Raw genomic sequence first — 21,972 nt, 5'->3', positions numbered from 1 at the left:
TTCCATCGACCCCGTTGATTGCTGTTCCTGTGGTACCGCGTGTCCCCGTCGTTGATGTGCCATTCAGCATCAACCGGCGGGCCCAAGCAGCACCCTTGAAGAATTTGTGAGGCAGTTTGGCGTCTTGGTCTATTAATGATGTTTGTGTTCTGCATTAATGTACGAGTTAATTCAGAAAATGGGTGATTGCATGTTGTCCATCGAGGACCTGCGCTTTTTCGCCACCTTGTCACTAAGCTCGACTCTGGCAGGCGCCGCGCGTGAACTTGGCGTAACACCTCCCGCAGTGACGCAACGGCTTCGCCTGCTCGAAGCCAAGCTTGGACTTCGCCTCGTGGATCGCTCGACCCGGCACCTTCGGCTGACTGATGAAGGGCAATTCCTTGCTTCAAGGGGAGGCCAGGTCGTTGAAGAGATCTTGAAACTCGGTGCTGACCTGGCCGCGCGAAAGGGGGATGTCGTCGGGCATCTCCGGGTTGTCGCTCCCTTCGGGTTCGGCCGTCGCTTTGTCGCACCCGCAGTATCGGCCTTTCGGACCGACAACCCGCACGTGACCATCAGCCTCACGCTGTCTGAAAGCCCGGTCCGGCTTGGGGACGACCGCTGGGATCTCCTTGTCCATGTTGGCGAACTCAAGGATTCCTCGCTGATCGTCCACCGGCTTGCGCCCAACGACAGGCTGATTTGCGCCTCGCCGTCCTATCTGGCAGAGCGTGGGAAGCCGACGCAGCCCGAGGATTTGAAGGACCATGATTGTGTCGCCCTGCGTGAGAACGACGAGGATGTCACGCTATGGCGCCTTGCCGGCGCGGCGGGCGATACGCACGCGATCCGGATAGATCCGCACCTCTCCAGCAATGATGGCGAGGTGGTTCGCAGTTGGGCGATAGCTGGCCTTGGCATCATCATGCGGTCCGAATGGGACGTGGCTGAGGATCTTCGGGAAGGGCGCCTCGTGCAGGTGCTGAATGACTATCATCTCGCTTCGGCCGACATCGTCGTTCTGCTGGGAGCGCGCGAGGGCCGTACGGCTCGGACGGCACTCTTTCTGCGCTATTTGTCGGACGCGCTCAGCCCCACCCCGTGGCGAAGCCTAGATGCGGGCGTGCAGCACCGCTAAGCAGGTTTCATACGAACCTTATGCTGCGCGCCGCAAGACCCGGCCGGATCGCACGGGCTCCACGTTGCCGTCGAGCACGGCGGCTGTGCCGTTCACGAACACGGCTTTGATGCCGGCTGCCTGCTGTACCGGCGCATCGAACGTCGCGGTATCGGCGATCGTAGTCGCGTCGAATAGGACCACGTCCGCATAGCCTCCCGGGGCGATAAGGCCGCGATCCCTCAGCTTGAACGTTGTTGCGGGCAGACCGGTCATCTTTCGGACAGCTTCTTCGAGCGAGAACAGCTGCAGATCACGGGCATAGTGCCCAAGAACGCGTGGAAACGTACCCCACAGCCGCGGGTGGGGATGCTCGTCATGCGGCAGTCCGTCCGAGCCGATCATGCTAGCCGGGTGGGCAAGAATGCGGCGGACATCCTCTTCGCTCATGTGGAAATAGATCGCCCCTGCGGGCACCAGGCGCGCTATCGCGTCCTCGACGCCGCAACCCCACTTTCGCGCAATGTCAGATAGATCCTCTCCCCGGATCTCGGGATGAGGCTTGGACCAAGTAATCAGGACGCGCGACGATTTCTTGACCATAGCGGCCATCAGCACGGTTGAACCGGCGACATAAGGGTAGGCATCAAGACCTACCGTCTGCGTCGTACGTGCCCGATCGATGAGCTTGAGGGTCGAGACGCTGCGCCCGTGATTTTCGATGCCCATGCATTTGTGATGCGAAATTACGAGCGGCACGCGCGCCCGCTTAGCGGCGTCGAAGGATTCGCGAAGCGATTCCTCGACCCCTTCCTCTTCGTCCCGCATATGCGTGGTGTAGACGGCGCGCAGTCGCGAGACTACAGAGAGCAGTTCGATCACCTCTTCCGTCGGAGCGGCCCGAGCGAGCGGGTAGTAGAGCCCCGTGCTAAACCCGACGGCACCGGCCTCCAGCGACTCTTCGAGGAGCCGGCTCATCGCCTTGATTTCCTCTCGTCCCGCGGGGCGGTCGAGCGTATCCATGGTGGCGACCCGCAAGGTTGTGTGGCCGACCATCGGCGCGACATTGATGGCGGGCGGACGGGCGTCGAGTTCGGCCAGATAGTCGGCAAACCGCGCGTAGCGATAGCTTTGCTGTCCTCCGAGCAGATCGAGAGGCGCAGGTGGCGCGCGGTCGAGCACGAGGGGGGCAAGGCTGATGCCGCAATTGCCAGTGACTACGGTCGTGACGCCTTGAGTCACTTTCGGCTCCATGGCCGAGCCGCCGATAGCCAGCGCGTCATCATGCGTGTGGACATCGATGAAGCCCGGCGCCAGCACCAGACCTTTGGCGTCGATGTCCTGCCGAGCGCGGGCGCCTGCGAGATCGCCCACTGCGGCTATGCGGTCGCCGGCAACGGCGACATCGCCGATCCTTCCCGCAGTTCCTGTGCCGTCGATGACAAGCGCGCGGTGGAACAAGATGTCGAAGGAACCATTGTCCTCTGTCATTATTGGTCTCCTTCATGGGCTTGATGCGCGAATAAATTGGCAAGACCGCCATAGGTCTGAAAACAGGTCGCAATGCGGGTCCGGTCATGGTCTGCGGCGAGTAGCAGCGTGAGCAAAAGCCGCGCCTTCGCCGTCTGCAGCCAGCCGCCGAGAATGATGCCGCGGCGCAACAGGTCGATCTCGGAGCCGACGAAGCCGTAGGTTCTCCTCAAAACCTCGCCGCCGGTTACGCGCGTCGAGAGCACGACCGGGATTTTTGTCGCGATCTTTTCGAGACGATCGGCGAAAGCCGGCGGCACGTGGCCGGCGCCCATGCCTTCGATGACGAGGCCAGCGCACCCACGCTCCACCGCCGCCTCCGCGAGATCGCCCTCTTCGCCCATAGAAGCTTTTAGGGCCACGACGTTCGGCAAGGGACCGAGCTGTGCGGCAGGAATGCGAGCGAGCCCCGCGACTGGACAAAGAGCGAATGTTGCGATGCCTTCACTCACCCAGCCGATTGGTCCTGTCGGAGTCGATCGGAAGGCGCCGACACTCGATGTGCCGGCCTTGTGAACGAAACGGGCGGCGTGGATCTGCCCATCGAGCGCGACGGTGACGCCGGCCTTTGTGGCGTCACCGCTCGCCGCCACGGCGATGGCATCGCGCAGGTTGGCCGGGCCATCGGCGCCAGGCGCATCAGCGTGACGCATCGCTCCCGTCACGACGATCGGCATTGTCCGGGTTGCGATGAGGTCGAGCACGAAGGCTGTCTCTTCGATCGTGTCGGTGCCTTGCGTAACGACGACGCCTGCGTAGTCCATCGCGGCGAGCCCGTCGATATGATGCGCAAGTTCAACGAGATCTTGGGGCCTCAAGTGCGCGCCCGCCACCTTTCTGAGCGTGATCGGCTCGATCTCGAGGCCCGAAACAGCTGGCTGGAGACTGGCGAGGAGGTCCTTGCTCGTAAGCGAGGGGACGACGCCACCTTCGGCTTGCGCGGTCATGGTGATGGTGCCGCCGAGAGAGACCACGGCGATTCTCTTGCTTGAACTCTGTTGTGCGACCACGTCTATGTCCTCGGGATGTCAGCCACGCCGGCGCGGGGCGGCTGGGTCGCCAACCAATGGCGTGCGATGTCGATCCGACGCGCCACCCAGACGCGATCGCCGAGATCCTGAAGATACTGCATGAATTTCTCGAGCGCCCAGAGCCTGGCCGGTCGACCAACAATGCGTAAGTGCAGGCCGATATTGAGCATCTTCGGTTCGCCTCGCTTGCCCTCGTCGAGCAGGAACTCGACCGCACAGCGCAGGTAGTCGAAATAGGCCTGAGGGGAGCCCCACGGATCGCCCGCAATGAACTTGAAGTCGTTGCTGTCGAGCGCGTAGGGGACGATCAGCATCGGGCCACCCGGCAGACTGGTGTCGTAGTAGGGCAGGTCGTCGTTATACGCGTTCGAATCGTAGACGAAGCCAAGTTCCTGCAGGATACGACGTGTGTTCAGGCTCGGCGCCCACATACTGTAGAAACCGAGCGGGCGTTCGCCCGTCACGCGCTCTATCGCTTCATCCGCCTTCTGCAATTCCGCCTTCTCGGTCTCGTAGTCCTTGAAGAGGGCGTGGCAGACCCAGCGATAGCCATGCGATGCTGGTTCGTGGCCGCGCTCGACGATCTCGCGGGCAATTTCCGGGGAGCGCTCAACCGCGCGACCGCACATGTAGAAGGTCGAGCGGCGGGAGTAGCGGTCAAAGAGATCGAGAATGCGCCAGACGCCGACCCGCAGGCCGTATTCATGGATCTGCTCCATGGCGAGATCGCGCATGCCGTCGGGCAACGCAGAGACGAACTCGCCGAGCTTGTCGTTCGTCGGCTGGCCGTCCTCGAAGGCGTTCTCCGCCCCCTCTTCGAGATTGACGACGAAGGAGATCGCCAGTTCGGCGTTGCCAGGCCAAACCACCTTCGGCTTAGCCTTGCCATAGCCGAGGAAATCTCGGGGACGGGGTTCGTTTTTTTCGCTCATCCAAGCACCGCTTTCATCGGTCAAAACATCACGTCCCCGCCATTGGGCGACAAAGTCTGGCCCACGTAGTAGTCGCCATCGCTCGAAGCCAACAGGACCGCCGTGGGGGCGATCTCGTCGGGCTTGCCGAAGCGGCCGAGCGGAAGCTGAGCACGTTTGCAAGCTCTGTATTCATCGCTAAGCGTATCGTTCAGCCGCGTGTCGACGGGACCGGGCGCGATGGCGTTAACGAGAACGTTGTGCGGCGCGGCCTCGTGGGCGAGCGCCCGCGTGAAGCCGATCAGAGCCGCCTTGGCGGCGCAATAATGTGTAAGGCCCGGCGCGCCCTTGTAGGCAAGTTGCGAGGCGATGTTGATGATCCGCCCCCAGCGGCGTTCGCGCATTCCCGGGTAGACTTGTTGGCCCGCGCGGAACGAAGCTTTCACATGCACGTCCAGCATCCGATCGAGGCTGTCGGGCCGAATGGCTTCGAATGGCGTCTCACCGCTTACGCCGGCATTATTGACGAGGATGTCGGTGGGGCCGAGCCTCGCCTCGGAGTTTGCGATGAAGGCAGTCAGCGCTGCGGCGTCCGCGACGTCGCAGCGTTGGGCCACGCCGATGCGGCCTAGGCTGCGGATCTCCTCGACAATCAGGCGGCCGCCGTCGTCATCGTCATCGTGGCAGACCGCGACGTTAGCGCCCGCCCGAGCGAAGGCGAGGGCGATCGCCGCGCCGATGCCACGACTGCCCCCGGTGACGATCGCGTTGCGGCCAAGAAGGCTCTGTTTGGTCATGGGTTGCTCCATCAGGCGCTGGTCCGCATTTCGCGCCCGGAAATCAGCATCATGACGATGATGATGACGCCATAAGCGATTTGACGGGCGGAGTCGGGCACCTGCATGACCGAAAGCATGCTCAGAAGGATGGTGATGAGAAGACTGCCGATAACAGTTCCGAGTACGGTCCCGCGTCCTCCGAGGACATTGGCGCCTCCGATCACGACGCCGGCGATGGCCGGCAGGAGGTAGGGGTCGCCCATGGCCTGGTATGCCATCCTGGAATAACCAGCCAGCATCACCCCGGCGAGAGCGCTGCACATTCCTGCTGCGGCAAAGGAAAAGATCAGGACCAGGCGGGTATCGACGCCCGAAAGATAGGCTGCGCGCTCGCGGTTCCCTATGGCGAAGATATAACGGCCGAGCGGCGTCAGGCGAAGGATGAAACCTGCAAGGAGAGCGAGAAGAAGCCAGACCAAGGTAGCATTGGGCACGCCGAGAATGCGTTCCCCGGCGAGCCATTGCATGAGGCCCGTCGCGCGATCCTGTGGCGCATAACCGCCTGTGTAGAGCACCATCAGGCCCTGCACGACAGCATTGACGCCAAGCGTGAAGATCATCGACGGAATGCGAAGAACCGCCACTCCGAGCCCGTTGACCGTGCCGACGATCAGCCCGCAGAGGAGGGCGAAAGGAATGGCCAGGGCAGTGCCTCCCGGCCCGAGATTGCCCGCCGCTGTTGCCATCATTCCTCCCATGGTCACCACCCAGGGAATGGACAGATCGACATGTCCAAGGAGCACGACCATGAGGACGCCTATGGCGATGATGCCGAGGAAGGCGCCGATCTGAAGCTGCTGGAGGAGATAGGTCGGCGAAATGAAATTGTTGGAATAGAAGCTGCCCACCAGCAGCAGCAGCACAATGACCCCGACGGCGATCAACGAAGGGCGATCGATGTATCGGCCGAGTGCGCGAAGCCGCATCATTGGAATACCTCCATACGGTTGCGGAGACGGAAGATGCGCACCGCACCGAGACTGACGGCGCCAAGCAGGACGATCCCCTGAAACAAGGGCTGCCACAGCGGAGGCAGCCCGAAGGCAAGCAGGAGATCGTCGATGGTGCGGAGCGTGAACGCGCCGAAGATGGAGCCGATGGCGCCGCCGGCCCCACCGTAAAGAGAGGTCCCGCCGATGACCACGGCCGCGATCGAGTTCAGCGTGTATGCACCTCCGATGGTGGCCCCGGCATCACCCGAATATGTTACGAAGGTCACGAAGAGCCCGGCTATTCCGGAGAGCAGGCCGGAAAGCGTGTAGGCAACGAGCTTCGCTCGGCTGACGGAAACGCCGGACATGTAGGCCGCGGATTCGGCCGATCCGGCAGCGTAGCAGTGGCGGCCGACGACAGACATGCGGAATGGCACCCAGACCAGCAGGACAACGGCAAGCAACAGCACGAGGGAGGTCGGGATCGCCCCAAAAAGATGCGAAGTCAGAAAGTCGGCGAGGTCCTCGTCGATGCTGCCGCCAGGCGTCGGCCGTATCGCCAAAGCAATGCCGGAATAGATCGAGCCGGTCGCCAGCGTTACGATGATCGAGGGAAGCCTGCCGAAAACCACCAGGAGGCCATTGCACAGCCCAGCCAGAGCACCCGCCAGGAGCACGCCGCAGATGCCGAGCGCAACGTCGCCGGGCGTGCCGGTGACCAACGCCGACGCGATGCAATTTGTCATGATGAAGATCATGCCGGCCGAAAGATCGACGCCGCGCGTGATGATCACCAGCGTCTGCGCCATGCTGATGAGGGCCAGCGCCACGGCCTTGTTGGCAGCGGTGTCGAGTACGGCCACCTGCCAGCCTGCGGAACCTTTGGTGGCGTAGGTCGCAAACATCGCGGCAAAGACGAGGCCGGCGAGGATAGGCGCATAATTTTGGGCGAGCCAGATGCGGACGTTGGTCATTTTGCCGCCTTTCCTTCATCAGAATGGGCGGCCGCATCGAGTGCCAGCGAGGCAGCAACGATGTTGTGCTCGACGATATTGTCGCCATCAAGCTCCCGTCGCACCGCACCATCGTAGAAAATCGCAACCCGGTCGCAGCACCCGATCAATTCGTCATAGTCCGTCGAGTAGAACAGGATCGCAGTGCCTTCGTCCGCGAGCTTTCGCATCAAGGCGTAGATTTCCTGCTTGGTGCCGACATCGATGCCCCGCGTGGGATCGTTGAGAAGGAGGATCCGAGCGCCGGTCATCAGCCATTTGCCGATCAGGACCTTCTGCTGGTTGCCGCCGGAGAGGGTCCCTACCACCACATCGGTGTTTGCCGCTTTGATCGACATGCGCTCGACCTGCCGGCCAATTTCGGCATTCTCCGAAGCGCGATCGATCATAAGGCGCTGCACGTAACGCCCGATCGAAGCGAGCGACATGTTGTCCCGTACCGTCATCGGCAGGATGAGGCCCTCTGTTTTTCGATCCTCGGGGACAAGTGCGATGCCCACCGCCTTGGATTTCGCCTTGCGGGGGCTGGAGACGGTGACGGAGGCGCCATTGACGCGCACGGTGCCGGTGACACCGCGAAGGACGCCGAAAAGTGCAAGGAACAGTTCCCGTTGGCCTTGGCCGTCCAGACCGCCAAGGCCAACGATTTCGCCGGCATCCACAGAGAGCGAAACATCTTTGATGCGATCGGCCCAGCTAAGATGTTCTATCTCGAGGGCCGGCCGGGGCGCTTTCGTGCGCACCGGTTTTTCTGGAAAGACATGCTTAAAATCGCGGCCGATCATCATGCGCACGATCTCGCTGTCGGTATGCTCGCCATTCGCGAAAGTCGCGACGTTCTGCCCGTTGCGAAAGACGGAGCACTCATCGGCCAGATGAGCGATCTCGTGCATGCGATGCGAGATGTAAAGGATCGCCACACCTTCATTGCGGAGGCGTTCTATGAGGCTGTACACCTTTTTGACATCTTCGCCCGTGAGCGCGGACGTCGCCTCATCCAGGACGATCAGTCGGGCCCTGCGGCCGAGAGCCTTGGCGATTTCGACCATCTGTTTGCGCGACAGCGACAGGTTGCGGACCAGTTCGCCGGGGTGGATATCGCCGCAACCCACCCGGTCAAGGAGGTTCTTGGCGAAACGACGTTGCGCGGCGAAATTGATGAAGCCCAACTGCCCCGGCGGCGACGTCAGACAGATGTTGGCTTCCACCGAGAGGTCCGGGATCAGCGACAATTCCTGAAAGATGCCGACGATGCCGTTTCTCATGGCATCGGCCGGCGTCGCAAAGCTGACCGCTTGCCCGTCGAGAAGCATGTGGCCGTCATCCGGGCGAACAACGCCGGTGATGATCTTGATGAGGGTCGACTTGCCGGCGCCATTTTCGCCAAGCACTGCGTGGACAGCTCCGCGGCGGCACGCAAAGTTCACGCTGTTCAGCGCCGTTACGCCGCCGTAGCGCTTCGAGATACCCGAGAGTTGCAGAAAAGGCGCCTGGCTGAGCTCGCGTATTCGTCTCGCATTGGTATCGATGGGTGTCATGGACATGGGCGTGCTAGCTCCGAACACTATGGCTGCACCAAAGATGTGCGCCACGAGACCCGAATGACCGGACAATGATGCGTCCGCGGCATGCCCCAGCGCAAGGGTTGTGAACAAGGCGACAGTGCAGGCGCCCGCCGCTCATGCGGTGCGAGGTGCGCCTTGGGATTTCGTATCCGCCGTCTCCCCGTTCGGGCGGGCACTGCCAAGGCAAAGCCCGCCCACGGACCGAATTGCTCATTCGACGACCTGCTTCATGATCTCCTCGGTGCTCTGGTCGACACTGCAGGCTGGAAACGTGTTGTCGGGGAAGAAGCCGCTGCCGAGTTCAGGGAAGAAGCTTATGCCCTGCTTGAAGTTCGGCGCCTTCGTGACCGGCAAAGGCAAGGCGATATCCTGTGGCATTACCTCACCCTGCAGCGCCGACAACGCTGCCTTGATCGCCACGGAAGAGATGGCGGGCGGGGCCGCAACGGCGAGACATTTCAACCCCTCGGCCTCGTGCTCCGCGCACATCTGATTGAAGCCGTTCTCGCCCTCGCCGGCGATCGGAATCATTGGATGTTTCGCGTCCAGCAGGGCCTGCAGCGACCCGTCCGAGCCGCCCTGGTTCGCCACACCGTCGAAGTGGCCATAGACCGCGATGGCGTCAGCAGTCACCTTGTGCGAGGTACCTGAGTCCCAATTTCCGACGACTTGAATAACCTCGTAGTTCTTCCCGCTACTATCGACGATCTCGTGGAAGCCCTTGCTACGATCGCGATCCGCACCCGTACCTTGCAAACCGCGCACTTCCAGGATCCTGCCGCCCGGTTTCACATTATCGACCATCCAGCGGCCCTGGATGCGACCCATTTCGAAGGTGTCGACATTGACCTGGAGGATCTTGTTGGAATCCGCCCTGTTGTCGAAATTGATCATGACGACGCCGGCCGCATTGGCGCGCCGGATAACGGGCGCAATGCCGGCGGGGCTCACCGCGTCCGTCAGGATCGCATCGAACCCCTGGTTGATGTAGTTGTCGACTGCGGCGACTTGGGCGGCGACGTCCGTTCCTGTGCTGATGGCAGCGAATTCCTTGATCTGATCCTTAACGCCAGGTTCGCTCGCGTATCCCTTCGCGTTCTTGATCATCTGGATGCGCCATGTGTTGCCGACAAAGCCGTTTACCAGTGCGATACGGTAGGGTCCCGGCTTCTTTGCCCATTGAAAGAATGCCGATTTGGGGAAGGGCGTGAAGCAGTCAGGCAAATAGCCCGGCCCGGAAACCACTTTGTAGCCGTCGGCGGCACTTGCGACACCGGCCCCGAGGGCCAAGATCGATACAAGGGCGGCGGTGGCAAGATGATGGTGCTTTCTCATTTCAACCTCTCTGGATGTTGATTTCTTTTTTGGTCGCTGCCGACATGCTTCGGCTTCATTCGGGCGAAGTCAGGGTCTGTCTTGACCTCCCATGCTCGCCTTCGATGGGGTGGCATTGCTACGTTCGGCAGTCCGGATGGCGATGGCTTCGATCTCGATGAGGTAGCCGTCATGGAGGTGAGGCACCGGCACGACCGAACGCGCCGGACGGACTTCGCTAAATACTTCGCCGAACAGATGGTTGAAGATCGGCCATTTCTCGATGCCGACCAAAAAAACGGTCACTTTGAGCACCTGCTCAGGACTGCTCCCGGCGGCCCGCAGAATTGCGAAAAGATTGCTCAGGGCTTGGCGCACCTGAGCCTCGAAGCTTCTGTCGCTCTCGCCGCCGTCGGGACGCACCGGCAACTGTCCGGAGACGAATACGAGGTCCCCATGTGCCGTGGCCTGGCAATAATGACCGGTCGGCGTCGGCGCATCCGCCGTCTGGATCCTGGTTAAAGTGCTCATATCACCATCCCGAGAACCGGTCCCACACGGCGGTGACCTCGCGGGAGCCTTTTGATACGACATTGTAGCGAAGATGCTGCGCCGCTGTGGCGCAAGCGTGGTTTGGCAGGATCCGAACCATCGAGCCGATGGGAAGGTCAGGCAACACCCCGCGGCTGTCCGGCCGTAGCGAAAGGATCCCATGCTCCTGGCTCGCTCCGCTCATGATGACATCGGGAATGATCTCGCCGTCGAGGTTGCAGACGACGCCATAGCCCTGGCTGACACGCTGGCCTGCGGTGCCGAGATCACGTGACATCGCCATCCACCCGGCATCTACCAGAATCCGCCCGCGGTCATGCTGATGACCAATGACAGTCGCAAGCACGCTCAACGCGATGTCATCGACCGAGCAGACACCGAGGCCGGCCATAACCAGGTCGAAGAACGCGAAAACGCCAGCGCGCACTTCCGTCACGCCCGTGAAGTCACGAGAGAAATGGGCTGTTGGCGTCGAGCCGACACTGACGATTCGGCAGGGCAGGCCGGCATTGCGCAGGAGTTCTGCGCTCCGTGTAGCGGCTCGCCGCTCCCGCTCGGCGACGGCCCTAATTTCGTCCACCTCGCGGCACTCATATGTGGCGCCGGAATAGGTGAGAATACCGCGTAGTTCTGCGCCGCCCTCATGCAAGGCGCGCCCCACTGCGAGCACTGTCTCGGTCTCATCCGCGGGCACGCCACCGCGATAGCCATCGGCGTCGATCTCGATCAGGACCGGAATCGGATCGCGCTCGAGCCGGGCCTTTGCCGCGACGGCCTCGGCCTGTGCGATGCTATCGACGAGGATCGAAAGATCGACCCCCTTTGCCCGGAGGGCCATGACCGCTTCGAGCTTGTTGGGTGCAATTCCGACAGCATAGAGGATGTCACGCACGCCGGCGTCAGCAAATTGTTCGGCCTCCTTGAGCGTCGACACAGTGATCGGGCCTCTGTGGCTCGTCATTACTCGCCTGGCAACTTCTATGCACTTCGCCGTCTTCATGTGTGGACGAAACGTGACGTTCTTAGATTCAATCCTGCTCAATAGGCGAGATATGTTCCTCGACATCCTTGTTTCATCAAGAATTAATGAAGGAGTCTGTAAAAAATCTGTTGTCGTATTATTGGACATTAGTACGTCCATCCTTGTGTAGTTTTCACTTTGAGTTGACGTCGTCGTCGCTTGCGTAAGAACGTAAACTCACCCCAATCGTCTGTGTGATTACTATTGTCCGAATTTAGAATAGGATGTCCGTTGCCGTCGATTCATAATCGATGCGTTCTGCGTTAAGGCTGACCTTAATTCTGACCCCGCTTCCGGATTTGCTCAGCTTGCGCCTGAAAACAGGTGCGCGGAGAACAGCGGGCGTCGCGCACTTTAAGCAGAAGGAAGTCGCCGGCCGGATTCGAAAGGGCTTGAAATGGCTCGAAAGGACATGGGCCGGAAGCAAGGACATGGGGCGGAAGCATTGAGCGGATCATTCTGCTGGCAGGAATGAGTCGCGGATGGGCGCCTGAAATCGTGCGCGATTGGTCGTAGTCGGCATTTTGGACGCTCGGTCAACAGGCCCTAGACCAATGGGAAGGAGATGTGTCAGATTTGATGGTTCATCGCCCACTCAGAGTGGCAGGGAGTTCGCCAAGGGCGCCTAAGCCCGTGAATCAAACTACTGATGTTACAGCGGATGACCTTGCGTGACGGCTCGTGCCAGTGGGGTATCGAGCGGGATCATTGTGCATCAAGCCACTGTGAATACATTCATGTTATTTATCAATCACTTGCAATGCGACTCTGGAGAGGTGGTGCCGTTAACTGGGGCATGTATCGAGTGACCATTTGTGATCTTCCACGCTTGGGCATGATCGCATTTGCTCAGTACCCTGACGTCCCGATCAACCACGGATTCGGAACGCACATCCGTCTCGCAGCGCCCCCGGAACCGCTGAACAACTTCTCTGCGGCTTTGGCGGAGACGCCTTTTCCAGCGGCGCGTCCGTGCGGACCCGCAGACACGGAGATCGATTTGTCCCTCCCGAGACTGCCGATCAGTGACCGGGATATCTGACGGGTGACAGCGCCATCTTGAACAGCCTGCCGGGCGAAGGCGGACAATTGATCATCAAGCCGTGATACTTTGGAAGCTCCTGACAAATCGATCCATCACATCATCGACGTCCGCCATCGACAAGCAAAGCGGCGGGCACATCCTGATGACGTTTCTGTAGGGACCGGAGCGGCTCGCAACGAGGCCGTTGCGCCGGGTTTCTTCGAAGACTGCAATTGCCGCTTCTGGTGCCGGTTCCTTCGTCGCGCCGTCCTTCACCAGTTCGATTGCCAGCATCAGGCCCTGTCCTCTGATGTCACCGATCAGGGGTGAGTGGTTCTTGAGATCTTCCAGTCTCGCCTTGAGCGCTGCGCCGACCACGCGCGCATTCTCCTGCAGTCTCTCTTCGCGGATGACCTTGAGCACCGCGCGCCCGGCGGCGCAGGCGACAGGATTGGCGCCGTAAGTATGGAAGAGGAATTTATCCGCCATAGATTCGGCGACCGCCCGCTTGGCAATGACGGCGCCGAGTGGGATGCCATTGCCGACGCCTTTGGCGACAACGACGATGTCGGGAATGACGCCGTGAGATTCGAACGCCCAAAAGGCATCGCCAGTGCGTCCGACGCCGGATTGCACTTCATCGATGATACAAACACCACCGGCTGCGCGGACTCGCTCGAAAGCGCCGGAAATGTAGCCATCGGGCATCGGCACGATGCCACCATAGCCTTGGACCGGTTCCACGATCATACCGGCGAGTCTGCCGCTGGTCGAACTGGCTATGGCGCGCTCAACCTCATTCAAATAAGGCTCGACGCCTTCGCCGTGAATGCCGCGATACTGGTTCGGCTCGGCTACAAACGTCACCCCGCCGAGCTGTGGCACAGGATGACGAAATCCCGATATTCCGGTGACGGATTGCGCTCCGAATGTTGCGCCGTGATAGCTCGAGGCCAGCGCGAGCATGTCGATGTTGCCTGTATAGGTGCGCGCCATGAGCAGAGCGAGATCGATCGCCTCAGCTCCGCTGTTGGTGAAATGCACCACCCAGTCATGACCCGCAGGCATCGTCGCGGCTAGTTCCTCCGCATATTGGGCGGGAACCGGATGGTAGAACATCGTCGTACAGTGCGTCAGTTCCGCCAGTTGTTCGGTGGCGGCCTTGACGACCTGGGGATGCGCATGCCCGACCGAAATGCAGAGGTTCATGCCGAGCAGATCGATATATTTCTGGTCTTTCTCGTCCCAGACATACTGGCCCTTGCCGCGCTTGAGGATGAGCGGCTCCTTGTAGGGAACGAACTTTCGCTGCGAAGCCGAATAGAAGCGGTTCCGCCGTTGGACGATGGCCTCAGTCGACCAGTCGACCTCCAGATTCGAATGAACGTGAGGAGCATTCATGCCCACCTCCTGTCTTTGGGAAATTCGCGGAGATTGAACACTGAATGTGAGGCTCGCGCACCGGGCAAATGCGCTCATCAGGATAAATGATGGAGCCGATTAGTCATGCTCCGCCGGGCGGTCGATGACATAACAATCGGGAGGCAGATTGGGTAGCCGCCTGTCGATGGCGTCCGCCAGGACTTCGGCCGTACGTGCTGCAAAGGCTTCTGGAATATTGTCGAGTTCGCGTTCGCGCGCGACGAGCAGGATGTTACGCGACAGCCCGGTGAACGGCAGAGCGTGCACGTCGATCTCCATGCCTTCCGCCAACCCATCGATAAGCAGGGTGGGTGTCAGGATGGCAAAACCCATCCCGGCTGCGACAGGCGCCATCACCACGCTGGAGCGGTCGCCCTCCATGGTGCGAGGGATTTCGATGCGCAGCCGGCTCAAATGCTGGTCAACTCGCAGACCGACCGGCGTCTCCCGGGAAAACCGCACGAAGGCCAGTTTCTTGGAGAGCTTGACGATGTCGCCGACATCGCCGGCAAAACCTTTCGGCGTCACTAGTAGAAACTTCTCCGTCATGATCGGATAACGCGTCAGCCCCTCGATCTCGAACAGCTCGCCGGAGGTGACGGCAAGGTCAGCACGTCGAGCGCGCAGCAAGGCGACATGATCGGTCGCCAGGCCGGCAAAGAGGCTGAGCTCGGGAATCCCGAAGGTCTTTCGGGCGAGCACGGAAAGTGCGGGCGCCAGTGTCGTTGCAATCGAGGCCAGAAGCGCGACACGCAGCAGCGGCAGCGGCGCGGCATTGACCCGGCGCGCGTCGGTGCGCAGGCCCTCGACCTCCGCCAGGATGACGATGGCGCGGCGATGCAATGCAATGCCCGCCTTGGTCAGTTCGATCGGGCGCAGATTGCGATCGATCAGGATGACCCCCAGCGCCGTCTCCAGATTCTTCAGATGCTGGGAAGCCGCGGACTGCGTCATGCCTAGCATTTGCGCCGCCTGGGTGACGTGCCTTGTCTCCACGACAGCCGCAAAGACCTCGATGGATCGAAACAGGTTGAAATCGAAACTGCCGCTCTTCACCCGTCAACTCCAGTTCGCAACGGCTCCATAAGTTTTCCTAATGTTGCAAAAATTCGGTTGAGTGCAAGAGGCTTGCCGGAAAAGATCGCGGCATTGGATCCAACAAAGGTACTTGCCTGGTGAATGACAGCGCACGCATCGTGATCATTGGCGGCGGCGTCATTGGCCTGGGCATTGCCTATCATCTCGCCGAACGCGGGGTGACAGACGTCATCCTTTTGGAGCGCCATCAACTGACCAGCGGCACATCCTGGCATGCGGCCGGCATAGTCGGCCCGCTGCGCGCTAGCCTCAACCTGACGAGGCTCGCGCAATATGCGACCGAGCTGTTTCCGCGCCTGGAGGAACTGACCGGACAGGCGTCCGGCTACAGGCGCACGGGCGGTCTGTGGCTGGCGCGGCGGCTGGAGAGAATGGATGAACTGAAGCGCATCGCGCATATGGGCGATGTTTGCGGCCTGACGGTTGAGATCGTCGATCAAGCCAGCGTGGCGGAGCGCGTGCGCGGAATTGTCGTCGACGGCATCGAGGGCGCGCTGTGGGTGGACGAAGACGGTCAGGCCAACCCGGTCGACATCTGCGCCGCCTATACCAAGCGTGCGCGTGCTGCGGGCATTCGCCTCCTGGAGGGAGCGGCCTGCTCAGGCTTCGTGACAAAGAATGGCCGGGTCGCCGGCGTCAAGCTGGCTTCCGGCGTCACAATCGACTGCGAGACGGTCGTGAACTGTGCCGGCGCCTGGGCGCGCGACATCGGCGCACTTGCCGGCGTCCCGGTGCCGCTGCAGGCCGTCGAGCACATGTATGTGGTGACCGAGCCGATTGCGGGCCTTCAGGTTCCGTTTCCGATCGTGCGCGACCTCGACGAGGGTATCTACATCAAAGGCGATTCCGGCAAGCTCGTGCTGGGTGGATTCGAGCCGAATGCCAAGATCTTCGACGTTCGCGGACCGGCGGGGAACAGGCCGTTCCTCGAATTGCCGGAGGACTGGGATCAGTTCGAGCCGTTCATGTCGGCCGGGCTGAAACTTCTGCCGGCTCTTTCGGAAACCGGCATCAGGCACTTCATGAACGGCCCCGAGAGTTTTACGCCCGACACGCGGCCGCTGATGGGAGAGTCACCATATCTGCGCGGCTTCCATGTCGCTGCCGGCTTCAACTCCACCGGCATGATGTCGTCGGCCGGTGTCGGCAAGGCCATGGCCGAGTGGATAGTCGACGGCGAACCCGGCCTTGATCTATGGGCGCTCGACATCGCCCGCTTCGATCGCTCTGCCGCCTCGCGGTCTTTTGTCGGCGCCAGAATGGAGGAAGCGGTCGCCGATCTCTTCCGCATGCATTGGCCCTACAAGCAGGCGACCGCGGGGCGTGGTATCAGGCGTTCGGTCTTTCACAGCGTCTTTGCAGATGCTGGCGCCGTGTTCGGTGCGCCGACAGGGTGGGAACGTCCGCTCTGGTTCGGCAAGGACGAGACCGAGCGGAAAGGCGGCTATTCCTTTGGCGCCCAGAAATGGTGGGGCGCGGCCAAAGCGGAAGTCACCCGCATGATCCAGGGAGTCGGCCTGTTCGAGCTGTCGCCTTTCACCAAGCTCGACGTTTACGGTCGAGACGCTGCGAGGCTGATGAAGCGGCTTTGCGCCAACACTACCGATGTCGCGGAAGGGAAAGCCGTCTACACGCAGATGCTCAACGCGCGCGGTGGCATCGAAGCGGACGTGACGGTCACGCGGGTTGGCGAGGACAGATTCCGGGTGACTTCCGGCGCCGCGACCAGGCTGAAGGATCTTGCCTGGATCCAGCGCCAAACGCAGGAATTCGGTCTCGATGCTTCGGCCTTCGACGCGACGTCATCGGAGGCCGTTCTCGGCGTCATGGGACCGCGCTCGCGAGAGCTGCTTCAGAGCCTGAGCGATGACGATCTCTCGGACGCCGCGTTTCCGTTCTCGACCTCGCGCCGCATCGACATCGGCATGGTCAATGTTCGGGCGACGCGTGTCAGCTTCGTCGGCGAATTGGGGTTCGAGCTCTATGTTCCCGTCGAATGCGCGGAGAGCCTGCTCGCCACGATCATGCAGGCAGGCGCAACCCACGGTCTCGGATGTTGCGGTCATTACGCATTGGACGGCTGTCGCCTGGAAAAGGGCTATCGCCATTGGGGCCATGACATCGGGCCGAAGGACACGCCGCTGGAATCGGGTCTGTCGTTCGCCGTCTCCTGGCAGAATGATGATTTCATCGGTCGTGACGCTCTGCTGAAGCAAAAGGCCGAGGGCGTGAAGCGCCGGCTGATGCATTTCGCGGTCGATGGCGCCAACCCGCTTCTGCTTCACGATGAGCCGATTTATCGAAACGGCAAGCTTGCCGGATTGACGACCTCGGGCGGTCTCGGTTTTCGAACAGGCTTGAGCCTTGCCCTTGGCTACGTCGCCTGCGAGCCGGGCGAGACCAAGGCGCAATTGCTGGCTTCCAGCTATGAGATCGCGGTGGCCGGCACGCGCTACACACTGCGGGCGCTCGACAAGCCGCCCTATGATCCAACGGGAACGCGGATGCGCGGATACACGGAGAAGAACCCATGAGACAGCATGCCCGCGTCGTCGTCATCGGCGGCGGCGCCATGGGGGTTTCCCTGCTTTATCACCTCGCCAAGCGCGGCTGGAGCGACGTCGTTCTCGTCGAAAAGCATGAGCTGACCGCGGGATCCACATGGCACGCCGCCGGGCTTTGCACGCATTTCGCTCACAATGCGACGATCATGGAGATGCGCTCGCATTCCGTGCGGCTCTATCGCGAAATCCTGACCGCCGAGACCGACCTGCCGACCGGTTTTCACCCGAGCGGCGCCTTGCGCATCACCCGCTCACGCGACCGCATGGATGAGTTCCGCCATGTGCAGGGGCTTGGCCGCTTCGTCGGCCACGATTTTCATATTTTGAGCCCTGGCGAACTCAAGGAGATCTATCCGCTCTGCCTGACGGAGGGCATCATCGGCGCGATCTACGAGCCCAATGACGGCCATGTCGATCCGACACTGGCGACCAACGCGATGGCGGCCGGTGCGCGCTCGCACGGCGCCGAAATTGTTCGTCACAACCCGGTCCTGGCGATCGAACGCAAGCCATCCGGCGAGTGGCTTGTCCGCACGATACAGGGCGACATTGTCGCCGAGCATGTTGTGAATGCGGCAGGCACATGGTGTCGCGAGATCGGCGCCATGATGGGTCTCGACCTGCCGGTCGTGCCGATGCTGCACCAATATGTCGTCACCGACACGGTTTCCGAGATCGCCGATCGTATCGCTGCCGGCGACAAGGAACTGCCGATCATCCGCGATCCGGAAGAGAGTTGGTATCTGCGCCAGGAACGCGACGGCTACATCGTCGGCCCTTACGAACAGTCGGCCCAGCCCTGGGCGGTCGACGGGGTGCCGCCCGAATTCGGCATGGAGTTGCTGCCACCCGACCTGGACCGTGTCGAGCATATCATTGCGCTGGCAATGGAGCGCGTTCCGGCGCTCGCCAATGCCGGGATCAAGACGGTGGTCAATGGTCCGATTACCTTCACGCCCGATGCCAATCCCCTGGTCGGTCCGGCCTTCGGCCTCGGCAACGCCTGGCTGCTGACCGGCTCCAGCATGGGGGTGATGGAAGGCGGTGGCGCCGGCAGTTTCCTCGCTGACTGGATCGTGGACGGCGCGCCGCCGCGCGATGCACTCGCCATTGATCCGCGCCGCTTCGGCAACTATGCCGACCGCGACTATCGCATCGACAAGGCGGTCGAAGGGTTCGGCTTGCAGTTCGGCATTCACTTCCCCAATGAGGAACGCGAAGCCGGACGTCCGCGCCGCACCACGCCAGCGCTCGACCTTCAGAAAAGCCAGGGCGCCGTACTGGGTGCTGCTTATGGCTGGGAGCGGCCGAACTGGTTCGCCGGCGCCGACGCCGACCGTCATCCACCGCTGACCTTTCGCAAGCCTGGCTGGTTCGACGCGGTGCGCGGCGAGTGTCTTGCCGTGCGCGATGGCGTCGGCGCCATCGATCTTTCCGCGTTTTCCAAGTTTGAGGTCGGTGGCGTTGGCGCCAGCGCGTTCATGGCCTCGCTTGGCGCCAATCGGCCGCCGACGCGTCAGGGCCGCATCGGCCTCGTCCATGTGCTGACGGCCAAGGGCGGCGTGGCATCGGAGTTCACCGTGACCCGTCTCAGCGACGACTGGTTCTACTTGACCAGCGCTGCACTGGCGGAGCGGCATGACGAGGATCTGCTGCGCACCCGCGCCGTTGCCTTTCCGGGAGTGACGATCGAAAACGTCACGGTAAAGCGTGGCGTGCTTGGCATCATGGGCCTTCGCGCCCGCGACCTCCTCGAAACATTCAGCGAAGCTGATCTGTCGAATTCGGCGTTCCCCTGGCTTTCAGCCCAGATCATCCGGGTAGCCGGCATCAAGACGGCCGCGCTCAGAGTGTCCTATGCCGGCGAACTTGGATGGGAGCTTCATGTCCAGCTTGCCCAGTTCGGAAAACTCTACGATGCGATCACCAGGGCTGGCCGGCGTTTCGATCTGCGTCCGTTCGGCATCTATGCCCTGAACGCGATGCGGCTGGAGAAGGGCTATCGCGCCTGGGGCGCCGATCTAACCACGGAGCGAACGCCGCTGGAAGCTGGATTGGACGCCCTGGTCAAAGCGGAAGGGCGGGCGTTCGTCGGTCGCGAGGCCATGCTCGCCCGCATAGGCGATGGCTCTTGGAAAATGGTCCTTCTCGAAATCGATGACGCCGAGAGGCTGCCATTCTATGCCCATGCGGTGATGCAGGCGGGCCGGCCAGTCGGGATCGTTACCTCCGGCGCCCACGGCTTCCGCACTGGCAAGACCATTGCTCTTGCTTATCTGCGGCCCGGTGTCGTGGCTGAACATCTCACCGTCTCGATCCTCGGCAAGGAGCTGGCGGCACGAGAACTCCTGGCCGCTCCTTACGATCCGGGCAATCTGCGGCTTCGCGGGGTCCACGCCGCCGAACCGGTTGCCTTCACGCCTGCCTGATCTCGGAGACGAAAATGGAAAAGGACGCGACGATCACCACCGAAGCTCCCGCCCCGCGAACCGGCGGCCGGGCCGGAAGGCAAGGCCAGCGTCTCGCGCAGCAGGCGCCGCGCCGTCCCTACATCAATCGCAGGATCGGCACCTTCAACATCCTCGACGAGGAAGGCTTGAGCCTGATCGAGGCCAACGCCGACCGGCTGCTCAAGGAAATCGGTATGGAGTTCCATGACGATCCCGAGATCCTCGATATCTTCCGCGACGCTGGCGCAGACGTGCAAGGCACGAGGGTGCGCTTCGAGCCAGGCATGTGCCGCAAGATCATCCGCGCCACCGCACCCTCCCAATTCAAGCAGCACGCCCGCAACGCCGCAAACACGGTCATGATCGGCGGCGACAACACCGTTTTGTGCCCATCCTGGGGACCGCCTTTCGTCCATGATCTCGACCGGGGCCGGCGCTATGCCACCATCGATGATTTCCGCGACCTGGTGAAGATCCATCACATGATCCCGCACCTGCATCATTCAGGCGGCGTTGTCTGCGAGCCTGTCGATCTGCCGGCCAACAAGCGCCATCTCGATATGCTCTATACGCACATCCGTCATTCGGACCGCGCCTTCATGGGCGCGTTCATCGGCTCCAAGCGAGCGCAGGACGCGGTCGACATGGCCAAGATCGTCTTCGGCGACGAGTTCGTCGCCAACAACGCCGTGCTCTACAATGTCGCCAACACCAATGCACCGCTTGTGCTCGACGCCAACATGTCCGGTTCGTTGAAGGTCTATGCCCGCAACAACCAGCCGGTCGCCTGCACGCCCTGGACACTGGCCGGCGCGATGAGCCCTTGCACGGTCGCCGGCACTCTGGCGCAGGTGCTGGCCGAAGCGCTCGCCTGTCTCTCGCTCGTGCAACTGATCAACCCCGGAGCTCCCTGCCTGATGGGGAGCTTTGCCAGCACCATTTCGATGCAGAGCGGTGCGCCGACCTTTGGGACACCGGAGGCGGGCAAGATGGTGCTCGCCTGCGGGCAACTCGCACGTCGCGTTGGCGTGCCGTTCCACACCGTCGGCTCACTGTCGGCTTCTAAGCTGCCCGATGCGCAGGCCGAGCAGGAGGGAACGTGGGGCATCCTGATGTCGATGTTTGCCGGCGCCAATGTGATCAACCACGCAACCGGTTGGCTGGAAGGCGGGCTGGTCACCGGCTTCGAGAAAACGGTCATCGACGCCGATCTCTGCGGCAAGGTCGCCAGCCTTTTCGAGGGCATCGATCTGTCTGTCAATGCGCAGGCGATGGAGGCGATCGAAGCAGTGGGACCAGGATCGCATTTCCTGGGCAGCGCGCACACGCAGTCCAACTTCCTCTCGGCCTTCTACCGGTCCACCAGCAGCGACAACAATTCCTTTGAACAGTGGAACGAGGATGGACGGCTCGACGCCGCACAGCGGGCCAACCGTCAATGGAAACGGCTGCTTGATGAGTATCAGGATCCCGGCCTCGATCCGGCAATCGACGAAGCGCTCCAGGCTTTCATCGCCGGTCGCAAGGCGAGTGAGCCGGATCAGGCGTATTTCTGAGCGCGACATTTTGTAAAGGCGAAAACCAGTTTGATAGTGCAGCACGAGGTG

General features: G+C 61.6%; 16 protein-coding genes. 4 read left to right on the top strand and 12 right to left on the bottom strand.

Annotation, left to right across the window (positions count from 1 at the left end; translation table 11 throughout):
- The first annotated feature begins 190 nt into the window (after window positions 1-190).
- Window positions 191-1,120 carry a LysR family transcriptional regulator gene (locus FCU66_RS33175; protein ID WP_136618717.1) on the top strand — a complete coding sequence of 310 codons (930 nt, stop codon included), beginning with the start codon at window positions 191-193 and terminating at the stop codon, window positions 1,118-1,120.
- Window positions 1,121-1,138: 18 nt separating this feature from the next.
- Here the strand turns inward: FCU66_RS33175 and FCU66_RS33170 are convergent, their stop codons facing one another.
- The 12 genes from FCU66_RS33170 to FCU66_RS33115 form a co-directional block, all read right to left on the bottom strand.
- Window positions 1,139-2,560 (bottom strand): N-acyl-D-amino-acid deacylase family protein, encoded by a 1,422-nt coding sequence (locus FCU66_RS33170; RefSeq protein WP_246094144.1) that lies wholly within the window; start codon window positions 2,558-2,560, stop codon window positions 1,139-1,141.
- A gap of 29 nt (window positions 2,561-2,589) precedes the next feature.
- On the bottom strand, window positions 2,590-3,603 hold the full coding sequence (locus FCU66_RS33165; protein ID WP_206077127.1) for an asparaginase: 1,014 nt from the start codon (window positions 3,601-3,603) through the stop codon (window positions 2,590-2,592).
- Between the two features lie 38 nt (window positions 3,604-3,641).
- Complete coding sequence (locus FCU66_RS33160) at window positions 3,642-4,616, bottom strand: polysaccharide deacetylase family protein (RefSeq protein ID WP_246094143.1); 975 nt, start codon at window positions 4,614-4,616, stop codon at window positions 3,642-3,644.
- Window positions 4,613-5,368 carry a 3-oxoacyl-ACP reductase family protein gene (locus tag FCU66_RS33155; protein ID WP_136618663.1) on the bottom strand — a complete coding sequence of 252 codons (756 nt, stop codon included), beginning with the start codon at window positions 5,366-5,368 and terminating at the stop codon, window positions 4,613-4,615. The genes FCU66_RS33160 and FCU66_RS33155 overlap by 4 nt, the downstream gene beginning before the upstream one ends.
- An 11-nt stretch (window positions 5,369-5,379) precedes the next feature.
- Window positions 5,380-6,339, bottom strand: a complete 960-nt coding sequence (locus FCU66_RS33150; protein WP_136618662.1) for an ABC transporter permease — start codon at window positions 6,337-6,339, stop codon at window positions 5,380-5,382.
- Entirely contained in the window at window positions 6,336-7,316 is a 981-nt protein-coding gene (locus FCU66_RS33145) for an ABC transporter permease (protein ID WP_136618661.1), read from the bottom strand. Before FCU66_RS33145 ends, FCU66_RS33150 begins: the two co-directional genes overlap by 4 nt.
- On the bottom strand, window positions 7,313-8,893 hold the full coding sequence (locus FCU66_RS33140; RefSeq protein ID WP_136618714.1) for a sugar ABC transporter ATP-binding protein: 1,581 nt from the start codon (window positions 8,891-8,893) through the stop codon (window positions 7,313-7,315). Before FCU66_RS33140 ends, FCU66_RS33145 begins: the two co-directional genes overlap by 4 nt.
- Before the next feature lie 237 nt (window positions 8,894-9,130).
- The gene (locus tag FCU66_RS33135; RefSeq protein ID WP_136618660.1) at window positions 9,131-10,255 is read right to left on the bottom strand and encodes a sugar ABC transporter substrate-binding protein; all 1,125 of its coding nucleotides are present in this window, start codon (window positions 10,253-10,255) and stop codon (window positions 9,131-9,133) included.
- 69 nt (window positions 10,256-10,324) lie between these two features.
- Window positions 10,325-10,765 carry a RidA family protein gene (locus tag FCU66_RS33130; RefSeq protein WP_136618659.1) on the bottom strand — a complete coding sequence of 147 codons (441 nt, stop codon included), beginning with the start codon at window positions 10,763-10,765 and terminating at the stop codon, window positions 10,325-10,327.
- 1 nt (window position 10,766) lies between these two features.
- Entirely contained in the window at window positions 10,767-11,915 is a 1,149-nt protein-coding gene (locus tag FCU66_RS33125; protein ID WP_136618658.1) for an alanine racemase, read from the bottom strand.
- A 988-nt stretch (window positions 11,916-12,903) separates the two neighbouring features.
- The gene (locus FCU66_RS33120; RefSeq protein ID WP_136618713.1) at window positions 12,904-14,232 is read right to left on the bottom strand and encodes an aspartate aminotransferase family protein; all 1,329 of its coding nucleotides are present in this window, start codon (window positions 14,230-14,232) and stop codon (window positions 12,904-12,906) included.
- A gap of 99 nt (window positions 14,233-14,331) precedes the next feature.
- Window positions 14,332-15,309, bottom strand: coding sequence for a LysR family transcriptional regulator (locus FCU66_RS33115; RefSeq protein WP_136618657.1), 978 nt, complete (start codon window positions 15,307-15,309; stop codon window positions 14,332-14,334).
- A 119-nt stretch (window positions 15,310-15,428) separates the two neighbouring features.
- Between FCU66_RS33115 and FCU66_RS33110 the strand changes: the two genes are divergently transcribed.
- From FCU66_RS33110 to FCU66_RS33100, 3 genes are read left to right on the top strand one after another with little or no spacing between them, the layout of a single operon-like run.
- A complete protein-coding gene (locus tag FCU66_RS33110) occupies window positions 15,429-17,885 on the top strand; it encodes a GcvT family protein (RefSeq protein WP_136618656.1) in 2,457 nt (818 codons plus the stop codon).
- Entirely contained in the window at window positions 17,882-20,344 is a 2,463-nt protein-coding gene (locus tag FCU66_RS33105) for a GcvT family protein (RefSeq protein WP_136618655.1), read from the top strand. Before FCU66_RS33110 ends, FCU66_RS33105 begins: the two co-directional genes overlap by 4 nt.
- 14 nt (window positions 20,345-20,358) lie before the next feature.
- Window positions 20,359-21,921: a trimethylamine methyltransferase family protein gene (locus FCU66_RS33100; protein WP_136618654.1), complete on the top strand. Its 1,563-nt coding sequence runs from the start codon at window positions 20,359-20,361 to the stop codon at window positions 21,919-21,921.
- Window positions 21,922-21,972: the final 51 nt, after the last annotated feature.

Source organism: Mesorhizobium norvegicum, from assembly GCF_004919685.1.
Taxonomy (GTDB): Bacteria; Pseudomonadota; Alphaproteobacteria; order Rhizobiales; family Rhizobiaceae; genus Mesorhizobium; species Mesorhizobium norvegicum.
The sequence above is the reverse complement of the archived record's forward strand: the minus strand, read 5'-3'. Positions and strand labels throughout refer to the sequence as shown.